Source organism: Nocardioides jishulii (genome assembly GCF_006007965.1).
In the GTDB taxonomy this organism is placed as follows: domain Bacteria; phylum Actinomycetota; class Actinomycetes; order Propionibacteriales; family Nocardioidaceae; genus Nocardioides; species Nocardioides jishulii.
On record NZ_CP040748.1, the window covers coordinates 2222955 to 2245042 of the forward strand.

The following is a 22088-nucleotide window of genomic DNA, read 5'->3' on the forward strand; positions in this document are numbered from 1 at the left end:
CTCTGAATGCCTCGACAGGGCTGGGGGTTGCAGCCGCAGGACTCCTGGTCGTCGGGGCCGCCGTTGCCGCCATGACCCCCGCGTACGCCGCCGACGCCCCGATCGACCTCGGCACGGCCACGACCTTCTCCGCCCTCGCAGGCAGCACCGTGACCAACACGGGGCCGTCGAAGCTGAGCGACGACCTCGGACTGTCGCCGGGCTCGTCCATCACCGGGTTTCCCCCCGGCGCCTTCGGCGGCACACAACACATCTCTGACGGCGTCGCGAACACGGCCAAGGACGACCTGACGACCGCCTACAACGACGCCGCCGGCCGCCCCACCACGGCCGCAGTCACCGCCGATCTCGTCGGGCGGACGCTGACGTCGGGCGTCTACACGGGACCCACCCTGCACCTGACCGGTGCCTTGACGCTCGACGCGCAGGGCGACCCGAACGCGGTCTTCATCTTTCAGTCCGCCTCCACCCTGGTCACCGCTTCAGGGAGCAGGGTCGAGCTCATCAACGGCGCATCGGCCTGCAACGTCTTCTGGCAGGTCTCCAGCTCCGCCACCCTCGGCACGAGCAGTGACTTCACGGGGACGATCATGGCCCTCACGTCGATCACGCTGAACAACGACGCCGACGTCGATGGGCGCGTCCTTGCCCGCAATGGCGCTGTCACTCTGGACAACAACACGATCACCACGCCCAGCTGCGCAGGCGTGGTGACCCCGACGCCCACGCCGACCCCGTCGCCGACCTCGACGCCCACGCCGACCTCGACGCCCACGCCGACCTCGACGCCCACGCCGACCTCGACGCCGACCCCGACCTCGACCCCGACCCCGACCTCGACCCCGACCTCGACGCCGACCCCGACCTCGTCGCCGACCAGCGCTCCCTCGGGCACCCCGACCAGCGCTCCCTCGAGCACCCCGACCAGCGCTCCCTCGAGCACCCCGACCAGCGCTCCCTCGAGCACCCCGACCAGCGCTCCCTCGAGCACGCCGACCGCGCCCACCGACACGCCGACCGCGCCCACCGGCACGCCGACCGCGCCCACCGGCACGCCCTCCGTCCCCACCGACACGCCCTCCGTCCCCACCGGCACCCCCACGATCCCGGTTGGCCATCCGCACACGGGCCTCGGCGGCACACAACAGGGCGGCGGGGCATCGCGCATGCTGTTCATCCTCGCCGGACTCGCTGCTGCCGGTGCCGTCGCCGTTCCCACGCTGCGCAAGCGCACGACACGCAGACACTGACCGCATCTGATGCCCGGACCAGCAGGCAGTCACACCGGCGCGGCGCGCACGCCGCTGCGCCGGTGGGTCCTTCCCACCTGTCTCTTCGTGGTCACTCTCGCCCTGGCCACCGCGGGGATCCTCATCACGCAGGGCGACTCGACAGCAACGCCCGGCAAGGGCCCGGGCCAGGCCACCGTGGCTCCCACTTCCTCACCGACGCAGGCCGCCGACGAGGTGGACCTCAGCCGCAGCCCGGTCTCCATCAGCATCGCCGCCATCGACGTGGCCTCCGACCTGGTCCGTCTCGGACTGCAGTCGGACCGCACCGTCCAAGTACCCGAGGACGCTGACAAGGCCGGGTGGTACGAGCTCGGCGCAGCCCCCGGCCAGGTCGGGTCGGCCGTCATCCTCGGTCACGTGGACTCCAGCGATGGCCCAGCGGTCTTCCACCGACTCGGAGAACTCGCACCAGGCGCCCGCATCAGGGTGCGCATGGGAACCGGCGACGACGAAGTCTTCGCAGTGTCCCGCGTCGAGACGGTACGCAATGCCGATTTCCCGGCGGCCGAGGTCTACGCGTCCCATGGCCGCCCCACGTTGACTCTGGTCACGTGCGGCGGCGAGTACGACAGGGCCCGCGGCGGCTACCAGTCCAACGTCATCGTCTACAGCGAGCGCGTGGAGGCGCACCGCTGACCACCACCGCCTGCGCCCCGGCGAGCGCAGGCCCGTGGCCAGCGTTCCCGCGATCCAATGGTCAGGCGACCAAGTCGTCGATCTGGTTGATGGCCGTGGTCGAGCCTTCGACCACCCCCATGTCGAGGACCTTCTGCAGCGCTTCGGCGGAGGCGTAGGTGCCGACGTACGTGGCCCGCGTCCCACCGTCGTGCTCGACGAAGGAGAAGACGTTGGCGCTCTCGGGCAGGTCGGGGTTCTTGGTGAACTTCTCGTCGAGGGCGAATCCGTCGATGAGGGTGAAGCTGTGGGGCTCATCGACCTCCTGGACCTCCCAGTAGCCGTAGTACCGATCTCCCTCGGGGCCGGTCATGTAGTAGTTCATCCGGCCTCCGGGGGTCAGGTCATGGTCGACGAAGGTCGCCGGATAGGTCGGCGGACCCCAGACCCGCTCGAGCTGGCGGGGGTCGGCGTACACCTCCCAGATGCGCTTCGGCGGGGCGGCGAACTCGGCGACGATGGTGATGGTCCTTGCTCCGAGGTCGTGCGAGACGTCGGTGACGGGCATGGCGATCAGTCCTCCTGCGTGGGGCGCCGGGGCGGCGCCGACGAGTGGTCGAGCTCCGGCTCGGCGATGAGTTCGTCGATCCGGGAGATGCGGCCCCGCCAGAGGGACTCCAGCTCGGTGAGCATCTCGCCCACCGACCGCACCGCTGCCACGTCGCCGCTGGCCAGGGCCTCGCGCCCCTGCCGACGCTTGGTCAGCAGGCCGGCCCTCTCCAGTACGGCGACGTGCTTCTGCACCGCGGCGAAACTCATGTCGTAGGACGCCGCGAGCGCCGAGACGGAGTGCTCCCCCGCCAGCACCCGGCGCAGGATGTCGCGCCGCGTGCGGTCGGAGAGCGCGTGGAACCACGCGTCGGCGCGATCCTCTTCCGTCTCGTTCACGCCTCCAACCTACAACCGATCAGTTGTATGTCGTCAAGGGCCTGGGTGGTCGGGTCGGCCCGCGAAGCTCTCAGCAGCGCCGCAGACGCATCGCACGATTTGGGGAAATCGCTGTCGGCATCAGCGCCTGACCCGCCTGAAACGCCGTCCTGGGCCAGGGCAAGAACGCTCTTGATGTGTGGCGCGTCACTGGGCGGGTAGGGGATTGGTTCCCGCCACCGCAGGAGGAAATATGAGCAGCACCAACTTCGGCAGCACCAGTTCCACCACGGACGAGGCCAAGGCCCAGGCCAGCAACCTTGCCGGGACCAGCCGCGAGGAGGCGGCCAACGTCGCAGCCGAGGCCAAGGCCCAGGCACGCAACGTCCTCGACGACGCCCGGACCATGATCGACGGGCAGACCCGCTCGCAGCGCGACCGCCTGGTCGAGACTGCGCGGAGCGTCAGCGAGGACCTCGAGCAGATGGCCGAGTCCGGACCCGACGGCGTGGCCGGTGACGTCGCCCGTCAGGTCGCCGGCACGATCCGTTCGCTCGGCGAGCACCTCGACGGCCGCGAGCCCAGCGACCTCCTGGAGGACGTACGCGACTTCGCCCGCCGTCGGCCCGGCGTCTTCCTGCTCGGGGCGCTGGGAGCCGGCGTCGCCTTCGGGCGCCTGGCCCGCGGCGCCAAGGACGCGAAGAGCTCGTCGAGCGCCCAACCGGCCGGCTCCGCCCGGCCCACCTCGCTCACCGCACCGAGCGGCGCCACCCCGGCGTACGACGCCAGCCCGGCGCAGGGGTACGCGTCCAGCACCCCGGCCACACCCACCACGGGAGCCCCGACCCCCGGTCTGCGGACCTCGGGCGTGGGAGGTGGCACCGGCACGAGCACCGTCCTGCCTGACGAGGGTGGGACCACGCCTCATGGCGACCCGTTCGCGTCGGGTGAGCCCTCCGACACCCCGATCGGTGACGACACGGAGAGGAGACTCCCGTGAGCGACCTCGGTCCTGGGCTCAACGACCCGGGCGAGACCCGTTCGCTGGGTGCGATCGTCGGTGACATCTCTGCCGACCTGAGTGCCCTCGTCCGGCAGGAGATGGAGCTGGCCCGCACCGAGCTGAAGCAGGAGGCGCGACGCGTCGGCAAGGGAGCAGGGATGCTCGGCGGTGCAGGCATCGCCGGTCTCCTCACGCTCTTGTTCCTCTCCCTGGCGCTGGTCTACCTGCTCGACAACTGGATGCCCACGGAGCTCTCGGCGTTGATCGTCGGTCTCCTGTGGGCCGTCGTCGCGGCCGTGCTCGCCATGAGAGGTCGCAAGGAGATCCAGGAAGCAGACCCGCAGCTGCCCCAGACGCAGCAGAGCTTGAAGGAGGACGTCCAATGGGCGAAGGAACAGAAGAACTGAGGACCCCCGGCTCCACGACGCCGGAACTGAGCGACGAGGACCGTCGGGCAGCCGAGATCAACCGAGACATCGAGCGCACCCGCGCCAACCTCGGCCAGAACCTCGACGAGCTGGGCGACAAGATCAGCCCGAGCCAGGTCATGACGCGGCAGAAACAGGCCGCCAGGAACAGGTTGGTCGGGATGAAGGAGAGGGTCATGGGTTCGGCTTCCCAGGCGGGCAGCTCCGTCAGTGACTCCGCGTCGGGTGCGGCGCAGGGCGTCAGCGACACCGCCACCGGTGCCGTGCAGAGCGTCCAGGCGAAGGCCGAGGGCAACCCGCTCGCCGCTGGCGTGATCGCCTTCGGCGCCGGCATGCTCCTCTCGTCGCTCCTGCCGTCGACCCGTGTCGAGCAGAGGGTGGCCCAACAGGGTCTCGACGCGGCCAAGGAGCACGGCCAGCCGGTGGTGGACGAGGCGAAGTCGCTCGCGTCCGACATGGGTGCCCAGCTGAAGGAGACCGCAGCGACGGGAGCCGAGGAGGTGAGGACCTCGGCGCAGGAGTCCGCCCAGCACCTCAAGGACGAGGGGCGCGACTCCGCCCAGAAGGTCAAGGACCAGCAATCGAGCTGACGACGTCGGCCGCGCACGACGGCCCGCCTCCCGTACCTCGGGAGGTGGGCCGTTCGCCGCGCCCCACCCGAATCCCCCAGAACCCTCGTGACGTCGTCGCCGCCGAGTGGCACACTGCTGAGGTATGGCTCTGGCACGCACACGCTCCGTCGTCCTGGACTGCCCTGATCCTCGGGCACTCGCCGACTTCTACACCTCGCTGCTCGGAGGCGAGGTCATCTACGCCGAGGACGACTGGGTCACCGCCCAGATCGGCGGCTGGCGTATGGGATTCCAGCTGGCGGAAGACTTCGAGGCCCCCACCTGGCCCACCGGCGTACGCCCGCAACAGCTCCACCTCGACCTGACGGTGGACGACGTGGACGCGGTCGAGCCGGAGGTGCTCGCACTGGGGGCCACCAAGCACGCCGTCCAGCCGGGTGAGGATGCGGGCGACCCGTTCCGGGTCTACCTCGACCCCGTCGGCCACCCCTTCTGCCTCTGCTGGGACTGACAGGGAGGGCGCCGAGGCATCAGTCCTCGATCAGCGCCGTGCCCTCACGCCGCTTCGCCTCGAGGCCGTCGCGCATGACCCGGAGCACCTCGGGAGGGTGGCCGACCCAGTTGTTGATCTCGCCGATCACGCGCAGGGGCGACCGGGTCCTGAAGGATTGCGTCGGGTTGCCCGGAAACTTCTTGTCGGTGACGTTGGGGTCGTCCTCGAACTCGCCCGTGGGCTCGACCAGGTAGATGCGCCCCCGGCCCTCCCCCACGGCGAGCTCGGCCCCCCACGTCGCGGCGTCCAGGGTGGCGGTGAAGTAGACGTAGTTCATCGCCCGGCCCGCCTCGAAGTTCGACTCGCGGCCCGGTACCACCAAGTCACCGGTCGCCAGGTCGGCCTTCGTGCCGTGCAGGTAGACGCCCTCGGCGTAGGTCTCGAACGCCACCGGCTCCCGTGCTTCCCCCATGCCACCGAGCGTAGCGAGACGTCGGCGCGACGGCACTCCCCTCAGATCACGTGTCCGCCGTTGACCGTGATGCGCTGCCCCGTGAGGAAGCTGCCACCCTCCGAGAGCAGGTGCGCCACCGTCGCGGCAACGTCATCGGGGGTTCCCATGCGTCGCAGCGGCACCTCGGCTGCGTACGCGGTGGGGTCGACGCCGGCGTGCCGCTCGACGGGGATCCAGCCGGGCTGGACGAGATTGACCGTGATCCCATCGGGACCGAGCTCCTTCGCCCAGACCTTGGTCAACCCGATCTGGGCGCTCTTGGCGGCCACGTAGGCCGACATGTGCGGGGTCGCCCGGTCGGCGAGGTCGGAGCCGATCAGGACGATCCGACCGCCGCCTGCGGTCCGCATGCTCGGCAGGGCTGCCCGAACGAGCAGGGTGGGACTCTTGACGAAGAACTCGAGCTGGTCGAGATGGTCCCGCCAGGTCAGGTCGTCCAGGCTGATCTCGGGATGGGGTCCGGTGGCGTTGGCGACCACGGCCGTGACCGGACCCAGCGCATGTTCGACGTCAGCGACGAGGGCAGCGACACCCTCCTCACTGACGACGTCCGCCGCGAAGGACCCGGCGACGCCGCCCGCCTCCCGGATGCGACGCACGACGGATTCCGCGCCGTCACGTCCCCGGAGGTAGTTGACTGCGACCGGCCACCCGTCGGCAGCCAGCCGTTGGGCGATCGCGGCGCCGAGGCCGCGCGACGCACCGGTGACGACAGCGACGCCCGGGAGACCCATGCGGTCACCCTACGCACGTGGGTCGCCCGGGCGCGGGACGTCGTCAGAGCGTGATGACGGCCTCGTCGTGATCGAGGCGCGGAAGCCGGTCGAACCAGGCGTTCTCCGCCGGGTGGCCGATGTTGACCACGACGATGGACTTGAGGTGCGGCGGCAGCAGGTCGGCGTCGACGCCGACGGAGTCGAACCCGGTCATGGGGCCGGCGGCCAGTCCGGCAGCTCGTACGCCCACGATGAAGTAGCCGATCTGCAGGGTCGCGTTGAACCGCGCCGCCTGCTCGCGCGCTGCGTCGTCGGCGAAGAGGTCCTTGGCGCCCGGGAAGTGCGGGAAGGTGCGCGGCAGGGTCTCGTGGAAGTCGGTGTCGGCGGCGAGGATCGCCACCATCGGAGCCGACTCGGTCTTGTCGCGGTTGCTGCCGCTCATGTGCTTGAGCAGCTTCTGGCGCGCGTCGTCGCTGCGCACCAGCACCACGCGCAAGGGCTGGGTGTTCATCGCCGTGGGGGCGAACTTCACCAGGTCGTAGATGGCAGCGACCTGCTCCTCGGTCACCGGCTCGTCGGTGAAGGCGTTCGCCGAGCGAGCCTCACGGAAGAGCAGGTCCTGGGCATCGGGCTGGAGAGCGAGCAGATCAGTCATGACACTTTCAACGAACATACTCATGGCGCTGTTCCAGCCGACCCCGTGACCTCAGTCATGCCCGCCCACCACCGCGCTGAAGGTGGCCGCGAATGCCACCCCCACCGCCGGCGGTGGGACCCTTGCTTCCGTGATCACCGTCCGCCACCACGTCATCCCCGACGCCGAGCTGACGTGGCGCTTCTCGCGCTCGTCGGGCCCGGGCGGCCAGCACGTGAACACGACGGACACGAAGGTGCAGCTCTTCTTCGACCTCGCCGGCTCCGACGCCTTCCCCGACGACGTCAAGCAACGACTCCTCACCCGGCTGGGACCCGAGCTGGTCGTCGTCGCCCAGGAGCACCGGTCCCAGTACCTCAACCGTCGGGCCGCCGAGGAACGGTTGGCGCAGCGGCTGGAGGAAGCCTTGAAGCCACCTCCCCCGCGCCGGGTCCCGACCAAGCCGTCGAAGGGCGCCAAGCAACGGCGACTCAACCACAAGAAGCAGCGCGGGGCGACCAAACGGCTCCGCGGACGCCCACCGCTCGACTGAGCCCTGGTCGGCGACAGGTCACTGCCCGGTCGCCGCCTTCGCCCGCCGAGCCAGCTTGCCCGGCCACCAGATCCGGTCCCCCACGTCGAGGTTGATGGCGGTCACCAGCACCGAGCGGACGATCATCGTGTCCAGGATGACGCCAAGCGCCACGGCCACCCCGAGCTCGACCAGGAAGACGACGGGGATCGTGGACAGCACCAGGAAGGTCGCCGCCAGGACCAGTCCGGCGGAGGTGATCACCCCGCCCGTCGAGGCGAGGGCAACCAGCGACCCGGTGCGAGTCCCGTGCACCAGGGCCTCCTCGCGCACGCGCGTCATCAGGAAGATGTTGTAGTCGATCCCGAGCGCGACGAGGAAGACGAAGGCGAAGAGCGGGAACCCCGGATCAGACCCGGCGAATCCGAAGACGTACTCGAAGAGGATCACCGAGATGCCCATGGCGGCGCCGAACGACAGCACCACGGTGGCGACCAGGATGAGGGGCGACACCAAGGCTCGCAGCAGCACCATCAGGATGACCAGGACCATCGCCAGGATGCTCGGGATGATCACCCGGTTGTCCCGCGAGGACGCCTCCTGCGTGTCCAGGAAGAAGGCAGAGCCACCTCCGACGAGGGCGTCTGCGCCGTCGACGGCATGGGTCGCCTCACGCACCTCGCGCACCGCCGCGAACGACTCGGGGGCCGCCACGTCACTGTCGATGACCGCCTCCACCAGTGCCAGGTCACCGATCACGACCGGCTTCCCGGGCCGCTCGATCCCGTCGGCCTCGGCCATGGCCGCGCGTACGTCGTCTGCCCGGGCGGCGTTGGCCACGACTGCCACGGTGTTGGACTGGTCAGCCATTCCGTGGGCCAGGAGCTCCTTCTGGCCCGTCACCGACTGGAACTCACGGGTGTACTGGTCCTCGGTCGAGAGGCCGGCAGTGTCCAGCCGCAGGGTCCCGAGGCAGGCGATGGCCAGCAGGACCGCGGTGACCACCCACGTGGCCCGCGGACGCACCGCGATCCGCCGTCCCACCTTGGCCCAGAACCCGGAGCTGGTGGGTTCGTCGGACCCGAAGGTCGGACGCTTCGGCCAGAAGATCCAGCGACCACAGATGGTCAGCAAGGCCGGCAGCAGCGTGATCTGGACCAGGAACGTCACCCCGATCCCGATGGCGGCGACGGGCCCGAGACCCGCCGTGGAGTTCAGCTCCGCCAGCAGCAGGCACAGCATGCCGAGGATGACGGTCGCGGCGCTGGCCAGGATGGCGGGGGCCGCGCGTTGCAGCGCGAAGGACATCGCTTCGTGCCGGTCGGTGTGCCGACGCAGCTCCTCGCGGTAGCGCGCCACGAGCAACAGCGCGTAGTCGGTTCCGGCGCCGATCACCAAGATGGTGAGGATGGCGTACGACTGCCCGTTGACCGTGAGGTCGGCGTACCTGGCCAGGAAGTAGATGAGCGCCTGCGAGCCGAAGAGCGCCACCCCCGCGCAGATGATGGGCAGGATCCACAGCACCGGACTGCGGTAGGTCAGCAGCAGGATCACGATCACCACGCCCAGGGTCGCGAGGAGCAGCGTCGAATCGATGCCGCCGAAGGCCTCGGCAGAGTCGGCCGCCTGTCCGCCCGACCCGGCGATGTAGACCTCTCCCCCGTCGAGCGTGGCGATCTCCCGCAGGTCGTCGGCTGCGTCGGGCATGGCGTTCCAGCCCTCGGCCCCGAAGTTGAACGTGACGACGGTCTGCATCGCCTCGCCGTCCTCGGACGGGATCGGACCGACGACCTCCCCTTCGACCCCCTCCAGGTCGGCGAAGGCGGACGCGTCCTCCGTCGCCGCCGCGATGTCTGCCCGAGTCAGCCCCGAGGACTTGGAGTACACGACGACCGTCGGGATGGCGTTCACGTCCTGGAACTGGGTCAGCTTCTCCAACGCCCGGGTCGACTCGGCACTGTCGGGGAGCCACGACGACGCCTCGTTGTTCTGCTCGTCGACCAGCTTGGCGGCGAACATGGAGGAGCCGACTGTGAGCGCCAACCACAGGCCGAGCACGATCCACTTGCTGACGGGGCTGGTCAGGCGACCGGCAATCTGCCGATGCATCAGACCAGTGCAGCACCACGGGAGTGCCGAGCGCATCAGGGTTTTCGCCCACCAGCGGGGCGTTTACCCAACGCGACGGAGGGCCCTGACGCCTATCCGGCCAGCGTGCCGCCGAAGACCTGCCAGGCAAGGAGTGACTTGGCGACCAGGCTCAGGACGATGTAGATCGTCTCGCCGAACAGGTAGTCGCCCCACCTCCCCCGGGCTCGGTACTGCAGCCACTGGTTGAGGGCGAAGATGTTGAAGAAGACGAAGAGCGAGACGACGATCGCGTAGACGAACCCGGGTGGGGTCGCGTCGGACGGCGACTGCGGCGCGACCACGTAGACCAGGACCGCGATCCACGGGACCGCCCCTGCGATGCACCCGAACCCGAACGGCAACCATCCGCCCCCGCCGACCTGCTCGTACTTCTCCTGCACCCAGCCGAAGAAGATCATCGAGGCATTCACGCCCGCGATGGCCAGGAGGGCCGTCACGTCCGAGATCCCGACCAGCTGGGCGATCACCACCATCATCAGCGATGACGACAGGGAGTACTCGACCCAGCGAGCCCGGTTGATCCCGCGCGCCAGGTCGGCCACGTAGCGGCGCCACCACACCGACGAGACCACCAGGTGGGCGACGGCGGAGAGGGCGAGGAACGCCGCCACCGCCGGGCCGGTCGGGAGGTCGAACAGGACGGTGGGCGCCTGCGGCGCAGTGCCCGGTGGACCGGCCAGGTAGCTCGCCGTGACGGGGAGGGCGAAGTCGGTGGCCAGGACCACCACCGCCACGGCCTGCGCCACGTGGAGGGCAGCCGCCCCCAGGTTGAAGGCACGCAGCCGACGCTGACGCGCCTCAGGAACTGCCACGGTGGGACGGCTCATGCCTCACCGTAGCGGCCCGGCGGGCGTAGCGGCACCCCCTCTTCAGACCAGCGCAAGGACCTGCTCAGGGCCCTGTACGCCGCCCGCGACGAACGCCCGGCGACCGGCACGACCTAGGCTCGGTCGCAGCCTTCCCGATCACCCGATGAACCGAGGACCCATGCCCGCCAGCCGCTCCGCCCGCGAACGCAAGGCCCAGGTCTCCGCCGGCCCCTTGGCCGACGTGAAGATCGAGGTCGGGCCCGACGACCAGTTCGTCTACAAGATCCACTGCACCGAGTGCACGAGTCCGCGACCGGGCACCGGAGAGCGGCAGTGGGGCACCCACCGCCGCGGCGAGGACAACGGCTACATGGCGGCCATGGACCGGTGGATCTTCCACCTCGCCGACCGCCATCCTGACGCCGACGCACCGTGCCTCGCCTACCTGCCCCAGGCCCAGCAGCGGTTGCAAGAGCGGCGTACGCCCCCCTCCGCCTGAGGAGTCTCCCGACGCTCGAGGCATGACTCGGCCCCAAGTGGGGAACGAGACCGGCGTTACCCCTCGCCGCGTCCAGACGGGTCGCGGCGGCGAACACTCGGGAGACATCATGGCCAAGAAGATCGGATTCCTCCTCGGAATGGGCACCGGATACGTCCTGGGCGCTCGCGCTGGACGTGAGCGCTACGAGCAGATCGCCAGCAAGGCCCGCGGCCTGTGGCGCGACCCCCGGGTCCAGGCCAAGGCGGAGCAGGCGCAGAGCCTCGCCAAGGAGAAGGCGGGGCAGGCCGGCAGCACCGCGAAGGAGAAGGCGGGCGTGGCTGGTCAGGCGGTCAAGGAGAAGGCGGGGCAGGCCACACACTCCGCCAAGGACAAGATGAGCCGCAGCGACTCCTCGTCCGACTCCGCCACGACGAGCAGCACCACGGCCGGCAGCACGAGCGGCACCGGCGCCCCCGCGAGCACCACCATCCCGCCGCGGCCGCCCTCTCCGCCCACCAGCACCGGCAGCCCGACGACCAACGACCCGGCCACGCCCTCGGGCAAGCTGCCGCCCCACACGGGTGGCCCCGGTGGGACCCTGTCATGAGCCACCAGGACCCGTCCGTCAGCCACGTGACCGGGAGTCCAGCGGCCACCGGGCACGACCCCACGACCGGCGAGCTCGTCTCGCAGCTGTCGAACGAGGTCTCCCGGCTCGTCCGTGACGAGTTCCGGCTCGCCCAGGTCGAGGTCACGGGCAAGGCCAAGAAGGCCGGCGTGGGCCTGGGCATGTTCGGCGCCGCGGGCATCATCGCGCTCTACGGGGTCGGGGTGCTTCTCGCAGCCATCGTCCTCGCGCTGGCGCTCGTGATGGACACCTGGCTCGCGGCGCTGATCGTCGCAGTCGTGCTCCTCGTCGTGGCGGCCATCAACGCCTTGATGGGCAAGAAGCGCGTCGATGCGGCCTCTCCCCCGGTCCCGACCCGAGCCATGGCCGGAGTCAAGGAGGACGTTGACACGGTGCGCCACCCCGGGGACCACCACTGAGCCGCCCGGCCTCCCACGAAACAGCTCACTTCTAGGAGTCCCTGATGAGTGAATCCACCCCTCCCACTCCCGACGGCGGCCGCCACCGCCAGACTGACCCCACCGACGACGATCCGCAGGTCGCCGCCCTCCAGGCCGACATCGACCAGGCACGCGAGGAGCTGGCAGAGACCGTCGACCAGCTCCACGCCAAGCTGGACGTGAAGGCGCGGGCTTCGGCGAGCGCCCAGGACACGGCCGCGAAGGCCAAGGAGAAGGTCCTCGACGACCAGGGCAAACCGCGTCCGGAAGCCCTCGGCGCGGTCGTCGCCGGCGTCCTCGTGGTCATCGTGGTGGTCATGCTCAAACGACGCTCGCGGCGGCGTACGTCGTCGAGGTGGAACTGATGTTCGGACTCGGCAAGTCGGGCGACAAGGACACCGCCGGGAAGTCGCACCAGAGTCTCGCCACCGCGAGCGACCGGGCGCACGACCGTCCCGACGACCCCGGGCCCGACAGCAAGGACAGCGCGCTCGACCACGCGCCCAGCCACGAGCACGACGCGGCCGACAAGCCCGACTCCCCCACCGACCTCACCAAGCCGTCGTGGCTCTACACCGTCAGGTCGACGGTGCGTGAGTTCTCGGAGGACGAGTGCACCGACCTCGCTGCCGCGTTGACCTACTACTCGATCCTGGCGCTCTTCCCAGCCGCGATCGCGTTGCTCTCCCTGGTGGGTGTGGTGGGCCAGGGAGAGAAGACCGTCGAGACCCTCCTCACCATGCTGCGTGACCTCGGGGCGGGTGGCGCGGCGGACACCCTCGAACCCACGCTGGTCCAGCTCAGTCAGAGCACGGGCGCCGGTTGGGGACTCCTCATCGGTCTGGCCGCCGCCCTCTGGTCGGCCTCCGGCTACGTCAACGCCTTCAGCCGGGGCATGAACCGCATCTACGAGATCGACGAGGGGCGTCCGATCTGGAAGCTCCGACCGATGATGCTGCTGATCACCGCCGTCACGATCCTGCTGACGGCCCTCGTGGCACTCGGCCTGATCGTCACCGGTCCCGCAGCCGAGGTGGTCGGCGACACGATCGGTCTGGGTTCCACCGCCGTCACCGTCTGGAACATCGCCAAGTGGCCGGTCCTGCTGCTGGTGGTCATCCTGATCGTGGCCCTGCTCTACTACTCCACCCCCAACGTGAAGCAGCCGAAGTTCCGCTGGCTCAGCGTGGGCGCCACCGTCGCCATCGTGGTGTGGGTGCTGGCGTCGGCGGGCTTCGGCCTCTACGTCGCCAACTTCTCCAACTACAACCGCACCTACGGCTCGCTGGCCGGCGTCATCGTCTTCCTCCTGTGGCTGTGGATCACCAACCTCGCCCTGCTCTTCGGGGCCGAGCTGGACGCAGAGCTCGAACGAGCCCGAGAGCTCCAGGCCGGCATGCCGGCCGAGGAGACGATCCAGCTGCCGCCGCGCGACACCACGAAGAGCGAGAAGGCGGCGAAGAAGCGTCAGAAGGACGTGGCCCGTGCCCGGGCGCTACGTCGCTCCCGCGGGGAGCGGCAGGAGAGCCGCGCCCCTTCGGCCTGAGGTTCGACGGGCTGGTGCGCGAGGGGGTCGGCCATGCGCCCGGCCCCCTCGTCGTACGCCCGGGCGACCGGAGTCAGCCGACCTCGAAGCGGACCGTGCGAGTCGCGGGATCGGCCTCCGTCAGCACCACCGTGATCTCCTCGCCCAACGGCAGGGGCCGTGTGCCTTCGGCCCTGGCCTCGATGGCGGGCTCCAGGATCGTGATGTCTCCGCGTTCGGGCCGCTTCTCGTCCACCTCCATCACCGCAGCGGCGAAGCGCTCACCGACACGGTCGTGCAGCAGTACCGCCTCGGTCAGGTTGAGGACCTCGCGCGCGTACCTGCCCGCCAGGGTTCCGGACTCGCGCATCACCGCCGGCACCGAGTCCAGCTTGTCGAGCACCCACCCGGGCACCGGCTCGCCCGCGCTCAGCGCCACGCAGATCTCGCCGGCGTAGCGGTCGACCAGGCGGCGCAGCGGAGCGGTGACGTGGGCGTAGTCGGCCGCGACAGCTGCGTGCCCGGTGTGGTCGGGCAGCTCACCGTCGAAGCCGACGTAGCCGCTGCCCCTGAAGAGCCGCGTGCAGGCAAGCACCATGGCTGCGTGACGGGAGTCGGCGGGGTCGAGGGAGCGTACGAACTCCGGGTAGGACGTCTCTGGCGCCCAGGCGATCCCCAGCGCGTGTGCCGTGGCACGGAGCCGGTCGACGTCGCGCTCCTCGGCCGGCGGCAGCGTCCGGAGCAGCCCGACGCGCGCCCCGACCATCAGGGAGGCGGCGGCCATGCCGGTGAGCAGCGAGATCTGCGCGTTCCACTCCTCCACCGGGATCAGGCTCCGGAACTCCAGCTGCCACCTGTCCTCAGTGATGACGATCTCCTGCTCCGGCAGGGGCAGGCTGACCCCGCCTCGCGCGGCCTCCAGCGCGATCCGCAAGGGGCCGACCTCGGCGAGCAGGCGGAGCGTGGACTCTCCCACCGAACCCTTCTCCGCATCGCTGGCGGCACCGCCGACGACGGCCTGCGCCTCCTCGTACGACAGCTGCGCCCGCGAACGCACCATCGCCCGCTCGACGGTGGCGGCGGTGCGCTCCCCCGCGGAGTCCAGAGCGATGGTCCACAGGATCGCCGGGCGGACCTGGTCCGGCAGCAGCGAGCCGGCCTGCTCGGAGATCACCGGCGGATGCAGCGGGATCTTCGAGTCGGCCCCGTAGAGCGTCTGCCCCCTCTTGTTGGCCTCCACGTCGACCGGGTCGCCGGGAGTGACGAAGGCGCCGACGTCGGCGATCGCGTAGTGGACGACGAAACCGTCGCCGTCGCGTTCGACGTGCAGCGCCTGGTCCAGGTCACGGGCACCGGGCGGGTCGATGGTGACGAACTCGATGTCCGTCCGGTCGAGCCCGGGCAGGCGCGGTGCCGCCGCTGCCGCCTCGGCGGCGGCCACCACCTCGGCAGGAAACTCCTCGCTCACCGCGAGCTCGTCCCGGATGGCTGCGATCCCGTCGCGCAGGGCCTGCTCCCCGGGGAAGGCCACCCCCGGTCGGGAGCCGGCGGGTGGCGGACCGACGGGGTGGACGCGGAGGAAGCGCGGACTGGCCATGGGGGCACCCTAACCATCGCCACCCACCCTGCATCATGCTGCCGCCAGCACCACCGGGTTCTCGCAGGCCGTGGCCCACGCCGCGATCCGAGCGCGGATCTCGCGCCCCAGGAGCCACTGCCCGATGGGTTCGGCGACACCCCGCAACCAGGCAGGTCGCACGGTGTAGGTGTACTTCCACACCGCCCGGGTGCCGGCGACCCCGCCGCGCGTCTCCGGCACGAAGCGCCAGCCTCCCCCGAAGGAGGCGAAGAACCACGGGCCGCTCACCATCGTCATGCCGACCGAGGTCGGCGGACGGTAGGAGACGTACTCCGAGACCATGCGGGGGCCGACGCGGGCACGGGTCCACGTGCGTACGCCCTTGGCGGGGGCGTCGGCGTCGATCAGGCGCTGCTCGCGGATGAAGGGGTCCCACCGCAGCCTGACCTCGCCCGTCGTCTGCGACACGGCGAAGGCCTTCTCCGGCTCCACCGGCACCCACGTCTGCGCCATCACCTGGGGCATCTCGACCTCCTGCTCGACCGGGCTGCTCGACCCGATTGTCCGACCGTAGCGACCACGGGCGCGGCTCGGCGGGACCGTCCGCCCGCGCGCCCGGGCAGAGCCGGCACTGGTCAAGGACGTCCGTCAGCACCACACTGAGGAGCTCGATGACGAGGGAGGGAACGGTCATGGGACTGGTCACGGACGTACGGGTGCGCCAACCTGCCAAGCACGACCTGGTGGACAGGAGGTTCGTGGTGTCCGGTGTGGGCAGCGGCTTCGAGGGCACCATCGGCATGCGACTCCTCGGGCCGGGCAACTCGGTGATCGGCACCGGCCATGCGCAGTCCGAGGGCGGTGGCCACGGGATCGGCGAGTTCACCGGCACCGTCACCGTCGACCGACCGCCCCGTCCCGGGACGCGGTGCACCCTCGAGGTCTTCGGCGACAACCCCGGGTTGCCGGACGAGGGACCCAGCCCCGGTTTCCACACGCGTCGGGTCGAGGTGATCGTCTTCCCGGACCTGGCCGGCTGGCTGCTCTACCGGGTCGAGCCGGGTGACACGCTCACCGGGATCGTGCGGCGCCTGAGGGACCACGGCCGGGTCACGGTCGCCCAGGTGGTCGCAGCCAACCCGATCATCACCGACCCCGACACGATCGAGGTGGGCTGGCGCCTGCGGATCCCGCTCAAGCGCTGACGACGTCCGTCACACGCACGGACGTCGGTCTCACGGCACGACGACGGCGCGCCCGACGATCCGTCCGGCGTGCATGTCCTCGTACGCCTTCTCGCCGTCGGTGATCGGATAGGTGGTCGTCCTGATCGAGATCTGGTCACGCTTCGCCATCTCGACGAGCTCGAGCAGCTCCTTGCGGCGTCCCCACAGCGACGTGGAGACGCTCATGTTGTAGGGCGCCGAGGTGAGGCCGATCTTCGCCCCGCCCAGTCCCGCGCCCACCACCACGACCGCTGAGGCGACCCCGCCGCAGGAGACCGCGAGCTCACCGGTGGCATCGGCCCCCACGAAGTCCAGCACCACGTCGGCACCGCGGCCCCGCGTCATCTCCTTGATGGTGGCGGCTGCGGCGGGCTCGGAGGTGAGGGCCTCGTGCGCCCCGTTCTCCTTGGCGAAGTCGAGCTTCTCCTGGCCCAGGTCGAGGGCGACGACCCGCGTCGGGGTCAGCTGGCGCAGCAGCTGGATCGCCACGTGTCCCAGCCCGCCAGCCCCGATCACCACGGTCGTCGTGCCTCCGACGAGCCGCGGCAGCACGCTCTTGATCGCCTGGTAGGGCGTCAACGCGGCGTCGGTGAGGGAAGCCGCGCGCACGGGGTCCAGGTCTCCGATCGGCACCAGGTGCCGGACGCTGTCGACGACCATGAACTCCGCCATCGCGCCGTCGACGCCCAGGCCCGGGGAGAGCATGCCCGTGAGGCAGAGGTTCTCGGTGCCGTCGGCGCACATGGCGCAGACGCCGCACCCCCAGCAGCCGTACACGATCACGGCGTCACCGACCGCGACGCCGCTGGCCCCCGACCCCAGCTCGGCCACGATCCCGGCCGGTTCGTGGCCCAGGGTCATCGGCATGGGGTAGGGGTACCCCTCCTCCGGCATCGCCATGACGAACTCGTCGGAGTGGCACAGACCCGAGGCGGTGACGCGCAGGAGCACCTCGCCAGGGCCCGGAGAAGGTCTCTCGACGTCCACGACCTTGGGACGGGTGCCGAACGCGGTGTACTGGATGGCCTTCATAGCCGACTCCTCCGACGTGCCCCCGGCGGGTCCGCCTCTGACTTTCACGGAAGCACGAGCGACAGCTGCTGGACAACCCCTGGGCGTCTGCAGAAGTGGGGTCCGCGCACCCCGTTCCTGGCACTAGGCTTGCGCCCATGCCCGACAGTCGCTCTCCGGAGTCACACCTGCTGAGCCTCCTCGTGCACGTGCGGGACAACCAGCAGCCCGATCCCGAGGGACGGCGCCACGAGATCGTCCAGCAGGCAATGGTCCTCTTCACCCAGCTCGGTTACGGCGGCACGTCGATGCGGGCGATCGCCTCAGCGGTCGGCGTCCAGGCCGGGAGCATGTATGCCCACTTCCCGCAGGGCAAGCACCAGATCCTCTTCGAGGGTCTGCGCGACATCCTCCAGGAGTTCCTCGCGCACCTCTCAGCAACCCTCACCCCGGAGATGAGCTACCGCGAGCAGTTCGAGACTCTCGTACGCCGCCACGTGTCGTGGCAGCTCGACAACGGTTCACGGGGCCTCGCGTGGCAGGCCGCCTTCGGAGGACTCGGCGCGGCCGAGGCGCTGACAAAGGAGGAGCAGGACAACTTCCGCACCGTGCGACTGACCTACTACGGCTACGTCGAGTCACTGGTGTCCGCCCTGGGCAACCCGGACGACGCCTTCGCCCTCTCCCGCGCCGTGCTCACGCTGTGCGACAACGCCAACCGCGTACGTCCCCACCCCGGCGCCACGGTCGACGAGGTGGCCGACCAGGTCGTCGACGTGGTGAACCGCATCGTCCGCCTCGAGGGCGCCGAGGTCAGCGCGGCCTCCTGACGCCGCGCAGCCGGCTCAGGCCCTCAGGCGACGATGCGCCGGGTCTGCGTGCCGCGGGCCACGAACGTGCCGTCGGGGCGACGGAGCTCCCCGGTCTCGGCGCAGAACTCACCGTCCGACCACTCGGTACGCATCTCGCCCCAGTACCACTCCCCGGTCTCGGCGCGCGACGACGGGTTGAGCTGCAGGGCGAAGTCGATCGTCGGCACGAACGACGGCGGCACCTGGGTGAAGAAGAGACCGGGCGGCAGCAGGTCGAGCAGCACTCCCTCGATCCCGCCCACCCCCAGGTCGTCACCGTGTCCGGGCCGCACGCGCAGCCACGCACGCGTGGTGATGACCCCGTCCACGAGACCTTGGTCGATGACCTTCACCTGCAGCTTGGGGTCATAGTCGAGGGCACCCCAGGGAGCGACGAGGTCGTCCAGGTCGTCCGGTGACGCGGCGGGCGGCAGCGTACGCCCGGGGAGCACCGAGGCCTGGCCGGCCGCCACCAGCTTGGCCATGGCGGATGCCTTCGCGCGGCCGTCCTGCTCGAGGACCGCACGGACCGTCGCCGTGCTGCGCCCGGCGTGGAGCACCTCGACCGTCTCGTCGGCCTCACCGGGCACCACGCTGCCGGAGAACTCCACCCACAGGGAGGCGAGCTCGAGCCGATCGACCTCCGCGGGCATGCGTACGCAGTCGGCGAGCAGCGCGATGACCTTGCCGCCGAAGATGCCCCCCTTGCCCTTCCAGCTGGCGTCCGCCCTCATCGGGGGCACCGGGCGATCACGCGTCCTGCGAGCTGCGAGGCGTCGAGGGCCCACCCCGTCATCGCCAGGTCGACACCCTCGCCTGACGTACACGGACCCCCGGCATCGGGGCGGAGCTCCCACTCGGCCTCCGGGGTGCTCAGCAGCACCCCGCCGGGAGCGTCCGTGACCGAGACGGTCGTGAGCGGGAGCGCGCAGGCGCCCAGCTCGTCGGGGGCGAGGAAGGTCGCCGGACCGGAGAACCACGCCAGCGCCGTGCACCCGTCCTCGGTGCTCATGCCCGACCGTACGAACTCGGCCGGCACGTGCGTGAGGTCTCCGCGCCGCACCACGCGGTCGTGCACGCGGAGCACCCCGTCGAGCACGAGGAACGTCTCCGCGGCGTGGTAGCCACCCGGCTCGTCCCGGGTGAACCCCGCAGGGAACCGCGCAAGGATCACGAACTCCTCCGGGGCGGAGGCGAGGGGGACGACGTCGATCCCGCCGTTGGCCCCGTCCATGGGGACGCGGCGCCAGGGCAGGTCGTCGCGCGTGAGGTCGAGGGTGGTGGGTCTGGCCACGGAGGTAGCTCCTGGAGAGGGCGAGAGGAAGGGCTGAGAGGAAGGGCTGAGGGGAAGGTGGGGCTCGAGCGACATGAGGGCTCGAGGGAAGAGTGTCGCTCAGTCGACGTACGCGTCGCGCAGCGCCACGAGGTGCTGGGCCATGAGGTCCCCGGCGGCGTCGGCGTCGCGGTCGCGGATCGCGTTCAGGAGGAGCCCGTGGTCGTGGTCCACCCGCGACCAGAAACCGTCGGGCACCGAGGGCCTCAGGAACTGCGACTGCAGGACCCGGAAGAGCGGCTCGTTCATCATGCCGAGCAGCACGTTGCCGCCTGCCTCGACGACGACCTGGTGGAAATGGCGGTGCTCGGCGAACCGGTCGTGCCGACCGCGCATGACCTTCTCGCGGTTGATCGCCTCCTCCAGCTCGGCCAGGTGCTCGTCGTTGCGCCGCATCGCCGCCAACCGGGCCGCCGGGACCTCGAGCACGTCACGCGCCTCGAGCATCTGGAGCACGGTGACGTCGGGACCGTCGGTGAGCAGCCCCAGGCTGGTCTCGAGGAAGTCGCTCACGCCGCTCACGTCGACCCGCGACACGAAGGTGCCGCCCGAGGGTCCGCGTTCGGTGTGCACCAGCTGCTGGGAGGCCAGGACACGCAGCGCCTCGCGCACCGTGGGGCGGCTGACCCCGAAACGCTGGGCCAGCTCGTGCTCGACGGGAAGGCGGTCCCCGACACGGAGAGCACCGCTGGTCACCAGCTCACGCAGCTGGTCGGCGACCTGCTGGTAGGCCGGGCGGACCCGGCTGATGGCCAGACCGCGCGTCGACGACGGGGACATGGCCGCTCAGTGCGCGCTCGGCCGCGACGCGACGTAGTCGTCCTGGATGACGCGCTTGAGGACCTTGCCCCCGGCGTTGCGTGGCAGGGCGTCCATGGTGTGCCACTCGCGCGGAAGCTTGTACTTCGCCACGGCGCCGAGCACGTGCTGCTCGAGGGCGGCGGCGTCCACCTGGGCGCCCGCCTTCGGCACCACGAACGCAGCGATCCGCTCGCCGTAGGTCTCGTCGGGGACGCCGACGACGGCCACCTCGTCCACCGAGTCGTGGCGGCCGATGACCTCCTCGATCTCGCGCGGGAAGATGTTGACGCCTCCGGCGATGATCATGTCCTTCTTGCGGTCGACGATGGAGATGAACCCCTCCTCGTCGGCCACGGCCACGTCACCCACGGTGATGAAACCGTCAGCATCGGTCGCCTCGGCGGTCGCCTCCGGGTTGTTGAGGTATCCCTTCATGAGCATCGGCGAGCGCGCCCACAGCTCGCCCGGCTCACCGGGGCCGACGGGGTTGCGGTCGTCGTCGAGCAGCTTGACCTCGTTCATGAACCACGGGTGGCCCACGCTGCCGGCCTTGCGCATCGAGTCCTCGGGGCGCAGGTCGGTGACCAGCGAGCACTCGGTGGAGCCGTAGAGCTCGTGGATGCCGACGCCCGGGAAGGCCTGGTGCACCCACTCCTTGAGCTCGACCGGCAGGGCAGCCGCGTTGAAGTAGAGCGTCTCCAGCGCCGACAGGTCGTAGGCGCTGGCCGGTTCCTCCACGATCCGTCGGATCTGCTGGGCGTGCGTCGGCACGAGGAAGACGGTGGAGGTGCGTGACGACTGGAGCAGGGCGAGGAACTCCTGCGGGTCCCACTTGCTCTGCACCGTCACCTGTCCGCCCAGCTGGGGGCCGGCGAAGCCGAACGAGAAGCCGGCACCGTGGTAGAGCGGTGCGACGGCCATCGTCTGGCGCCCTGGACCGAGCCCGTACTCGATCGCGGCCCCGTACGCCGTGAGCAGACGCCCCTTGTGGGTGAGCACGACGCCCTTGGGGCGCCCGGTGGTCCCGGAGGTGTAGGTGATGCAGAAGGTGTCGTCGTCGCCGACCTGCGCCTTCGGGTCCACGGCCCGCTGGGCGGCGAGGAAGTCCTCGTAGTCACGGCCGGCGTCGCCGCCACCGAAGGAGATGACGCCGTCGAGGGTGTCGATGAGAGTCGAGGCGTTGTCAGCCAGACGCGGGTCGAGGATCAGCACACGGGCGCCGGAGTGGGCGACGATGTAGTCGTTGTCGGCGCTGTTGTTGCGCGAGTTGAGCGGCACGACGGGCACGCCGGCCTTGGCCATCGCCGTCATGATCTCGAAGTACTCGAGGCGGTTGCCGGAGAGCACGGCGACCGGCTTGTCCGCGCCGCAGCCGAGGGCCAGGACACCCTGGGCCAGGCGGTTCGAGCGGTCATCCATCGCGGCGAAGGTGAGGCTGCGGTCCCCCTCCACGGCAGCGACGCGGTGCGGGGACGAACGGGCGAACTCACGGATCCCGTTGGCCATGTTGAGCTTGAGCGACACTGG

28 protein-coding genes are annotated in these 22088 nt (G+C 70.3%); 14 read left to right on the forward strand and 14 right to left on the reverse strand.

All coding sequences use genetic code 11. The features are described 5' to 3' along the window. The first annotated feature begins 71 nt into the window (after positions 1-71). Positions 72-1250 carry an ice-binding family protein gene (locus FCL41_RS10455; RefSeq protein ID WP_137065968.1) on the forward strand — a complete coding sequence of 393 codons (1179 nt, stop codon included), beginning with the start codon at positions 72-74 and terminating at the stop codon, positions 1248-1250. A 9-nt stretch (positions 1251-1259) separates the two neighbouring features. Continuing rightward, the gene (locus FCL41_RS10460; protein ID WP_137065969.1) at positions 1260-1928 is read left to right on the forward strand and encodes a class F sortase; all 669 of its coding nucleotides are present in this window, start codon (positions 1260-1262) and stop codon (positions 1926-1928) included. Between the two features lie 61 nt (positions 1929-1989). On the opposite strand, the gene FCL41_RS10465 is transcribed toward FCL41_RS10460, so the two are convergent. Both FCL41_RS10465 and FCL41_RS10470 read right to left on the reverse strand, forming a co-directional pair. Continuing rightward, positions 1990-2475, reverse strand: coding sequence for an SRPBCC family protein (locus FCL41_RS10465; RefSeq protein WP_137065970.1), 486 nt, complete (start codon positions 2473-2475; stop codon positions 1990-1992). 5 nt (positions 2476-2480) lie between these two features. Next, on the reverse strand, positions 2481-2855 hold the full coding sequence (locus FCL41_RS10470; RefSeq protein WP_137065971.1) for an ArsR/SmtB family transcription factor: 375 nt from the start codon (positions 2853-2855) through the stop codon (positions 2481-2483). A 232-nt stretch (positions 2856-3087) separates the two neighbouring features. Here FCL41_RS10470 and FCL41_RS10475 point away from each other — a divergent pair, with 232 nt between their 5' ends. From FCL41_RS10475 to FCL41_RS10490, 4 genes are all read left to right on the forward strand, one after another. Continuing rightward, positions 3088-3834 (forward strand): hypothetical protein, encoded by a 747-nt coding sequence (locus FCL41_RS10475; RefSeq protein ID WP_137065972.1) that lies wholly within the window; start codon positions 3088-3090, stop codon positions 3832-3834. After that, positions 3831-4244: a phage holin family protein gene (locus FCL41_RS10480; protein WP_137065973.1), complete on the forward strand. Its 414-nt coding sequence runs from the start codon at positions 3831-3833 to the stop codon at positions 4242-4244. The genes FCL41_RS10475 and FCL41_RS10480 overlap by 4 nt, the downstream gene beginning before the upstream one ends. Continuing rightward, positions 4220-4855 (forward strand): DUF3618 domain-containing protein, encoded by a 636-nt coding sequence (locus FCL41_RS10485; protein ID WP_137065974.1) that lies wholly within the window; start codon positions 4220-4222, stop codon positions 4853-4855. The genes FCL41_RS10480 and FCL41_RS10485 overlap by 25 nt, the downstream gene beginning before the upstream one ends. A 124-nt stretch (positions 4856-4979) precedes the next feature. Next, positions 4980-5348, forward strand: coding sequence for a VOC family protein (locus FCL41_RS10490; RefSeq protein ID WP_137065975.1), 369 nt, complete (start codon positions 4980-4982; stop codon positions 5346-5348). A gap of 19 nt (positions 5349-5367) precedes the next feature. On the opposite strand, the gene arr is transcribed toward FCL41_RS10490, so the two are convergent. The 3 genes from arr to FCL41_RS10505 are packed head-to-tail and all read right to left on the reverse strand — an operon-like array spanning position 5368 to position 7215. Further along, positions 5368-5802 (reverse strand): NAD(+)--rifampin ADP-ribosyltransferase, encoded by a 435-nt coding sequence (arr, locus tag FCL41_RS10495; RefSeq protein WP_137065976.1) that lies wholly within the window; start codon positions 5800-5802, stop codon positions 5368-5370. 41 nt (positions 5803-5843) lie between these two features. After that, positions 5844-6578, reverse strand: coding sequence for an SDR family oxidoreductase (locus FCL41_RS10500; protein ID WP_137065977.1), 735 nt, complete (start codon positions 6576-6578; stop codon positions 5844-5846). 43 nt (positions 6579-6621) lie between these two features. Next, a complete protein-coding gene (locus tag FCL41_RS10505) occupies positions 6622-7215 on the reverse strand; it encodes a malonic semialdehyde reductase (RefSeq protein ID WP_212723133.1) in 594 nt (197 codons plus the stop codon). A 130-nt stretch (positions 7216-7345) separates the two neighbouring features. Between FCL41_RS10505 and arfB the strand changes: the two genes are divergently transcribed. Continuing rightward, on the forward strand, positions 7346-7747 hold the full coding sequence (arfB, locus tag FCL41_RS10510) for an alternative ribosome rescue aminoacyl-tRNA hydrolase ArfB (protein ID WP_137065979.1): 402 nt from the start codon (positions 7346-7348) through the stop codon (positions 7745-7747). An 18-nt stretch (positions 7748-7765) separates the two neighbouring features. On the opposite strand, the gene FCL41_RS10515 is transcribed toward arfB, so the two are convergent. Both FCL41_RS10515 and heR read right to left on the reverse strand, forming a co-directional pair. Further along, on the reverse strand, positions 7766-9835 hold the full coding sequence (locus FCL41_RS10515; RefSeq protein WP_137065980.1) for an MMPL family transporter: 2070 nt from the start codon (positions 9833-9835) through the stop codon (positions 7766-7768). A 92-nt stretch (positions 9836-9927) separates the two neighbouring features. Further along, the gene (heR, locus tag FCL41_RS10520) at positions 9928-10704 is read right to left on the reverse strand and encodes a heliorhodopsin HeR (RefSeq protein WP_137065981.1); all 777 of its coding nucleotides are present in this window, start codon (positions 10702-10704) and stop codon (positions 9928-9930) included. 160 nt (positions 10705-10864) lie between these two features. Between heR and FCL41_RS10525 the strand changes: the two genes are divergently transcribed. The 5 genes from FCL41_RS10525 to FCL41_RS10545 all read left to right on the forward strand — a co-directional run bounded on the left by FCL41_RS10525 (position 10865) and on the right by FCL41_RS10545 (position 13781). After that, positions 10865-11185 (forward strand): hypothetical protein, encoded by a 321-nt coding sequence (locus tag FCL41_RS10525; protein WP_137065982.1) that lies wholly within the window; start codon positions 10865-10867, stop codon positions 11183-11185. Positions 11186-11294: 109 nt separating this feature from the next. Then, positions 11295-11774, forward strand: a complete 480-nt coding sequence (locus FCL41_RS17075) for a hypothetical protein (protein ID WP_175422347.1) — start codon at positions 11295-11297, stop codon at positions 11772-11774. Next, complete coding sequence (locus FCL41_RS10535) at positions 11771-12214, forward strand: phage holin family protein (RefSeq protein WP_137065983.1); 444 nt, start codon at positions 11771-11773, stop codon at positions 12212-12214. Before FCL41_RS17075 ends, FCL41_RS10535 begins: the two co-directional genes overlap by 4 nt. Before the next feature lie 44 nt (positions 12215-12258). Further along, entirely contained in the window at positions 12259-12600 is a 342-nt protein-coding gene (locus FCL41_RS10540) for a DUF3618 domain-containing protein (RefSeq protein ID WP_137065984.1), read from the forward strand. Continuing rightward, positions 12600-13781: a YihY/virulence factor BrkB family protein gene (locus FCL41_RS10545; RefSeq protein WP_137065985.1), complete on the forward strand. Its 1182-nt coding sequence runs from the start codon at positions 12600-12602 to the stop codon at positions 13779-13781. The genes FCL41_RS10540 and FCL41_RS10545 overlap by 1 nt, the downstream gene beginning before the upstream one ends. 73 nt (positions 13782-13854) lie before the next feature. Here FCL41_RS10545 and FCL41_RS10550 read toward each other — a convergent pair whose 3' ends face one another. After that, positions 13855-15357, reverse strand: a complete 1503-nt coding sequence (locus FCL41_RS10550; protein ID WP_137065986.1) for an RNB domain-containing ribonuclease — start codon at positions 15355-15357, stop codon at positions 13855-13857. 33 nt (positions 15358-15390) lie between these two features. Next, positions 15391-15864 carry an SRPBCC family protein gene (locus FCL41_RS10555; RefSeq protein WP_137065987.1) on the reverse strand — a complete coding sequence of 158 codons (474 nt, stop codon included), beginning with the start codon at positions 15862-15864 and terminating at the stop codon, positions 15391-15393. Between the two features lie 146 nt (positions 15865-16010). On the opposite strand from FCL41_RS10555, the gene FCL41_RS10560 reads away from it, so the two are divergent. After that, entirely contained in the window at positions 16011-16544 is a 534-nt protein-coding gene (locus FCL41_RS10560; RefSeq protein WP_137065988.1) for a Gmad2 immunoglobulin-like domain-containing protein, read from the forward strand. 30 nt (positions 16545-16574) lie between these two features. On the opposite strand, the gene FCL41_RS10565 is transcribed toward FCL41_RS10560, so the two are convergent. Further along, positions 16575-17597 carry an NAD(P)-dependent alcohol dehydrogenase gene (locus FCL41_RS10565; protein WP_137065989.1) on the reverse strand — a complete coding sequence of 341 codons (1023 nt, stop codon included), beginning with the start codon at positions 17595-17597 and terminating at the stop codon, positions 16575-16577. Between the two features lie 137 nt (positions 17598-17734). On the opposite strand from FCL41_RS10565, the gene FCL41_RS10570 reads away from it, so the two are divergent. After that, the gene (locus FCL41_RS10570; protein WP_137065990.1) at positions 17735-18406 is read left to right on the forward strand and encodes a TetR/AcrR family transcriptional regulator; all 672 of its coding nucleotides are present in this window, start codon (positions 17735-17737) and stop codon (positions 18404-18406) included. Between the two features lie 23 nt (positions 18407-18429). Here FCL41_RS10570 and FCL41_RS10575 read toward each other — a convergent pair whose 3' ends face one another. The 4 genes from FCL41_RS10575 to FCL41_RS10590 form a co-directional block, all read right to left on the reverse strand. Beyond that, the gene (locus tag FCL41_RS10575; protein WP_137065991.1) at positions 18430-19161 is read right to left on the reverse strand and encodes a thioesterase family protein; all 732 of its coding nucleotides are present in this window, start codon (positions 19159-19161) and stop codon (positions 18430-18432) included. After that, entirely contained in the window at positions 19158-19721 is a 564-nt protein-coding gene (locus FCL41_RS10580) for a cupin domain-containing protein (protein ID WP_137065992.1), read from the reverse strand. Before FCL41_RS10580 ends, FCL41_RS10575 begins: the two co-directional genes overlap by 4 nt. Positions 19722-19820: 99 nt before the next feature. Then, positions 19821-20540 (reverse strand): FadR/GntR family transcriptional regulator, encoded by a 720-nt coding sequence (locus FCL41_RS10585; protein WP_137065993.1) that lies wholly within the window; start codon positions 20538-20540, stop codon positions 19821-19823. Positions 20541-20546: 6 nt separating this feature from the next. After that, positions 20547-22085, reverse strand: a complete 1539-nt coding sequence (locus FCL41_RS10590) for a class I adenylate-forming enzyme family protein (protein ID WP_239021612.1) — start codon at positions 22083-22085, stop codon at positions 20547-20549. Positions 22086-22088: the final 3 nt, after the last annotated feature.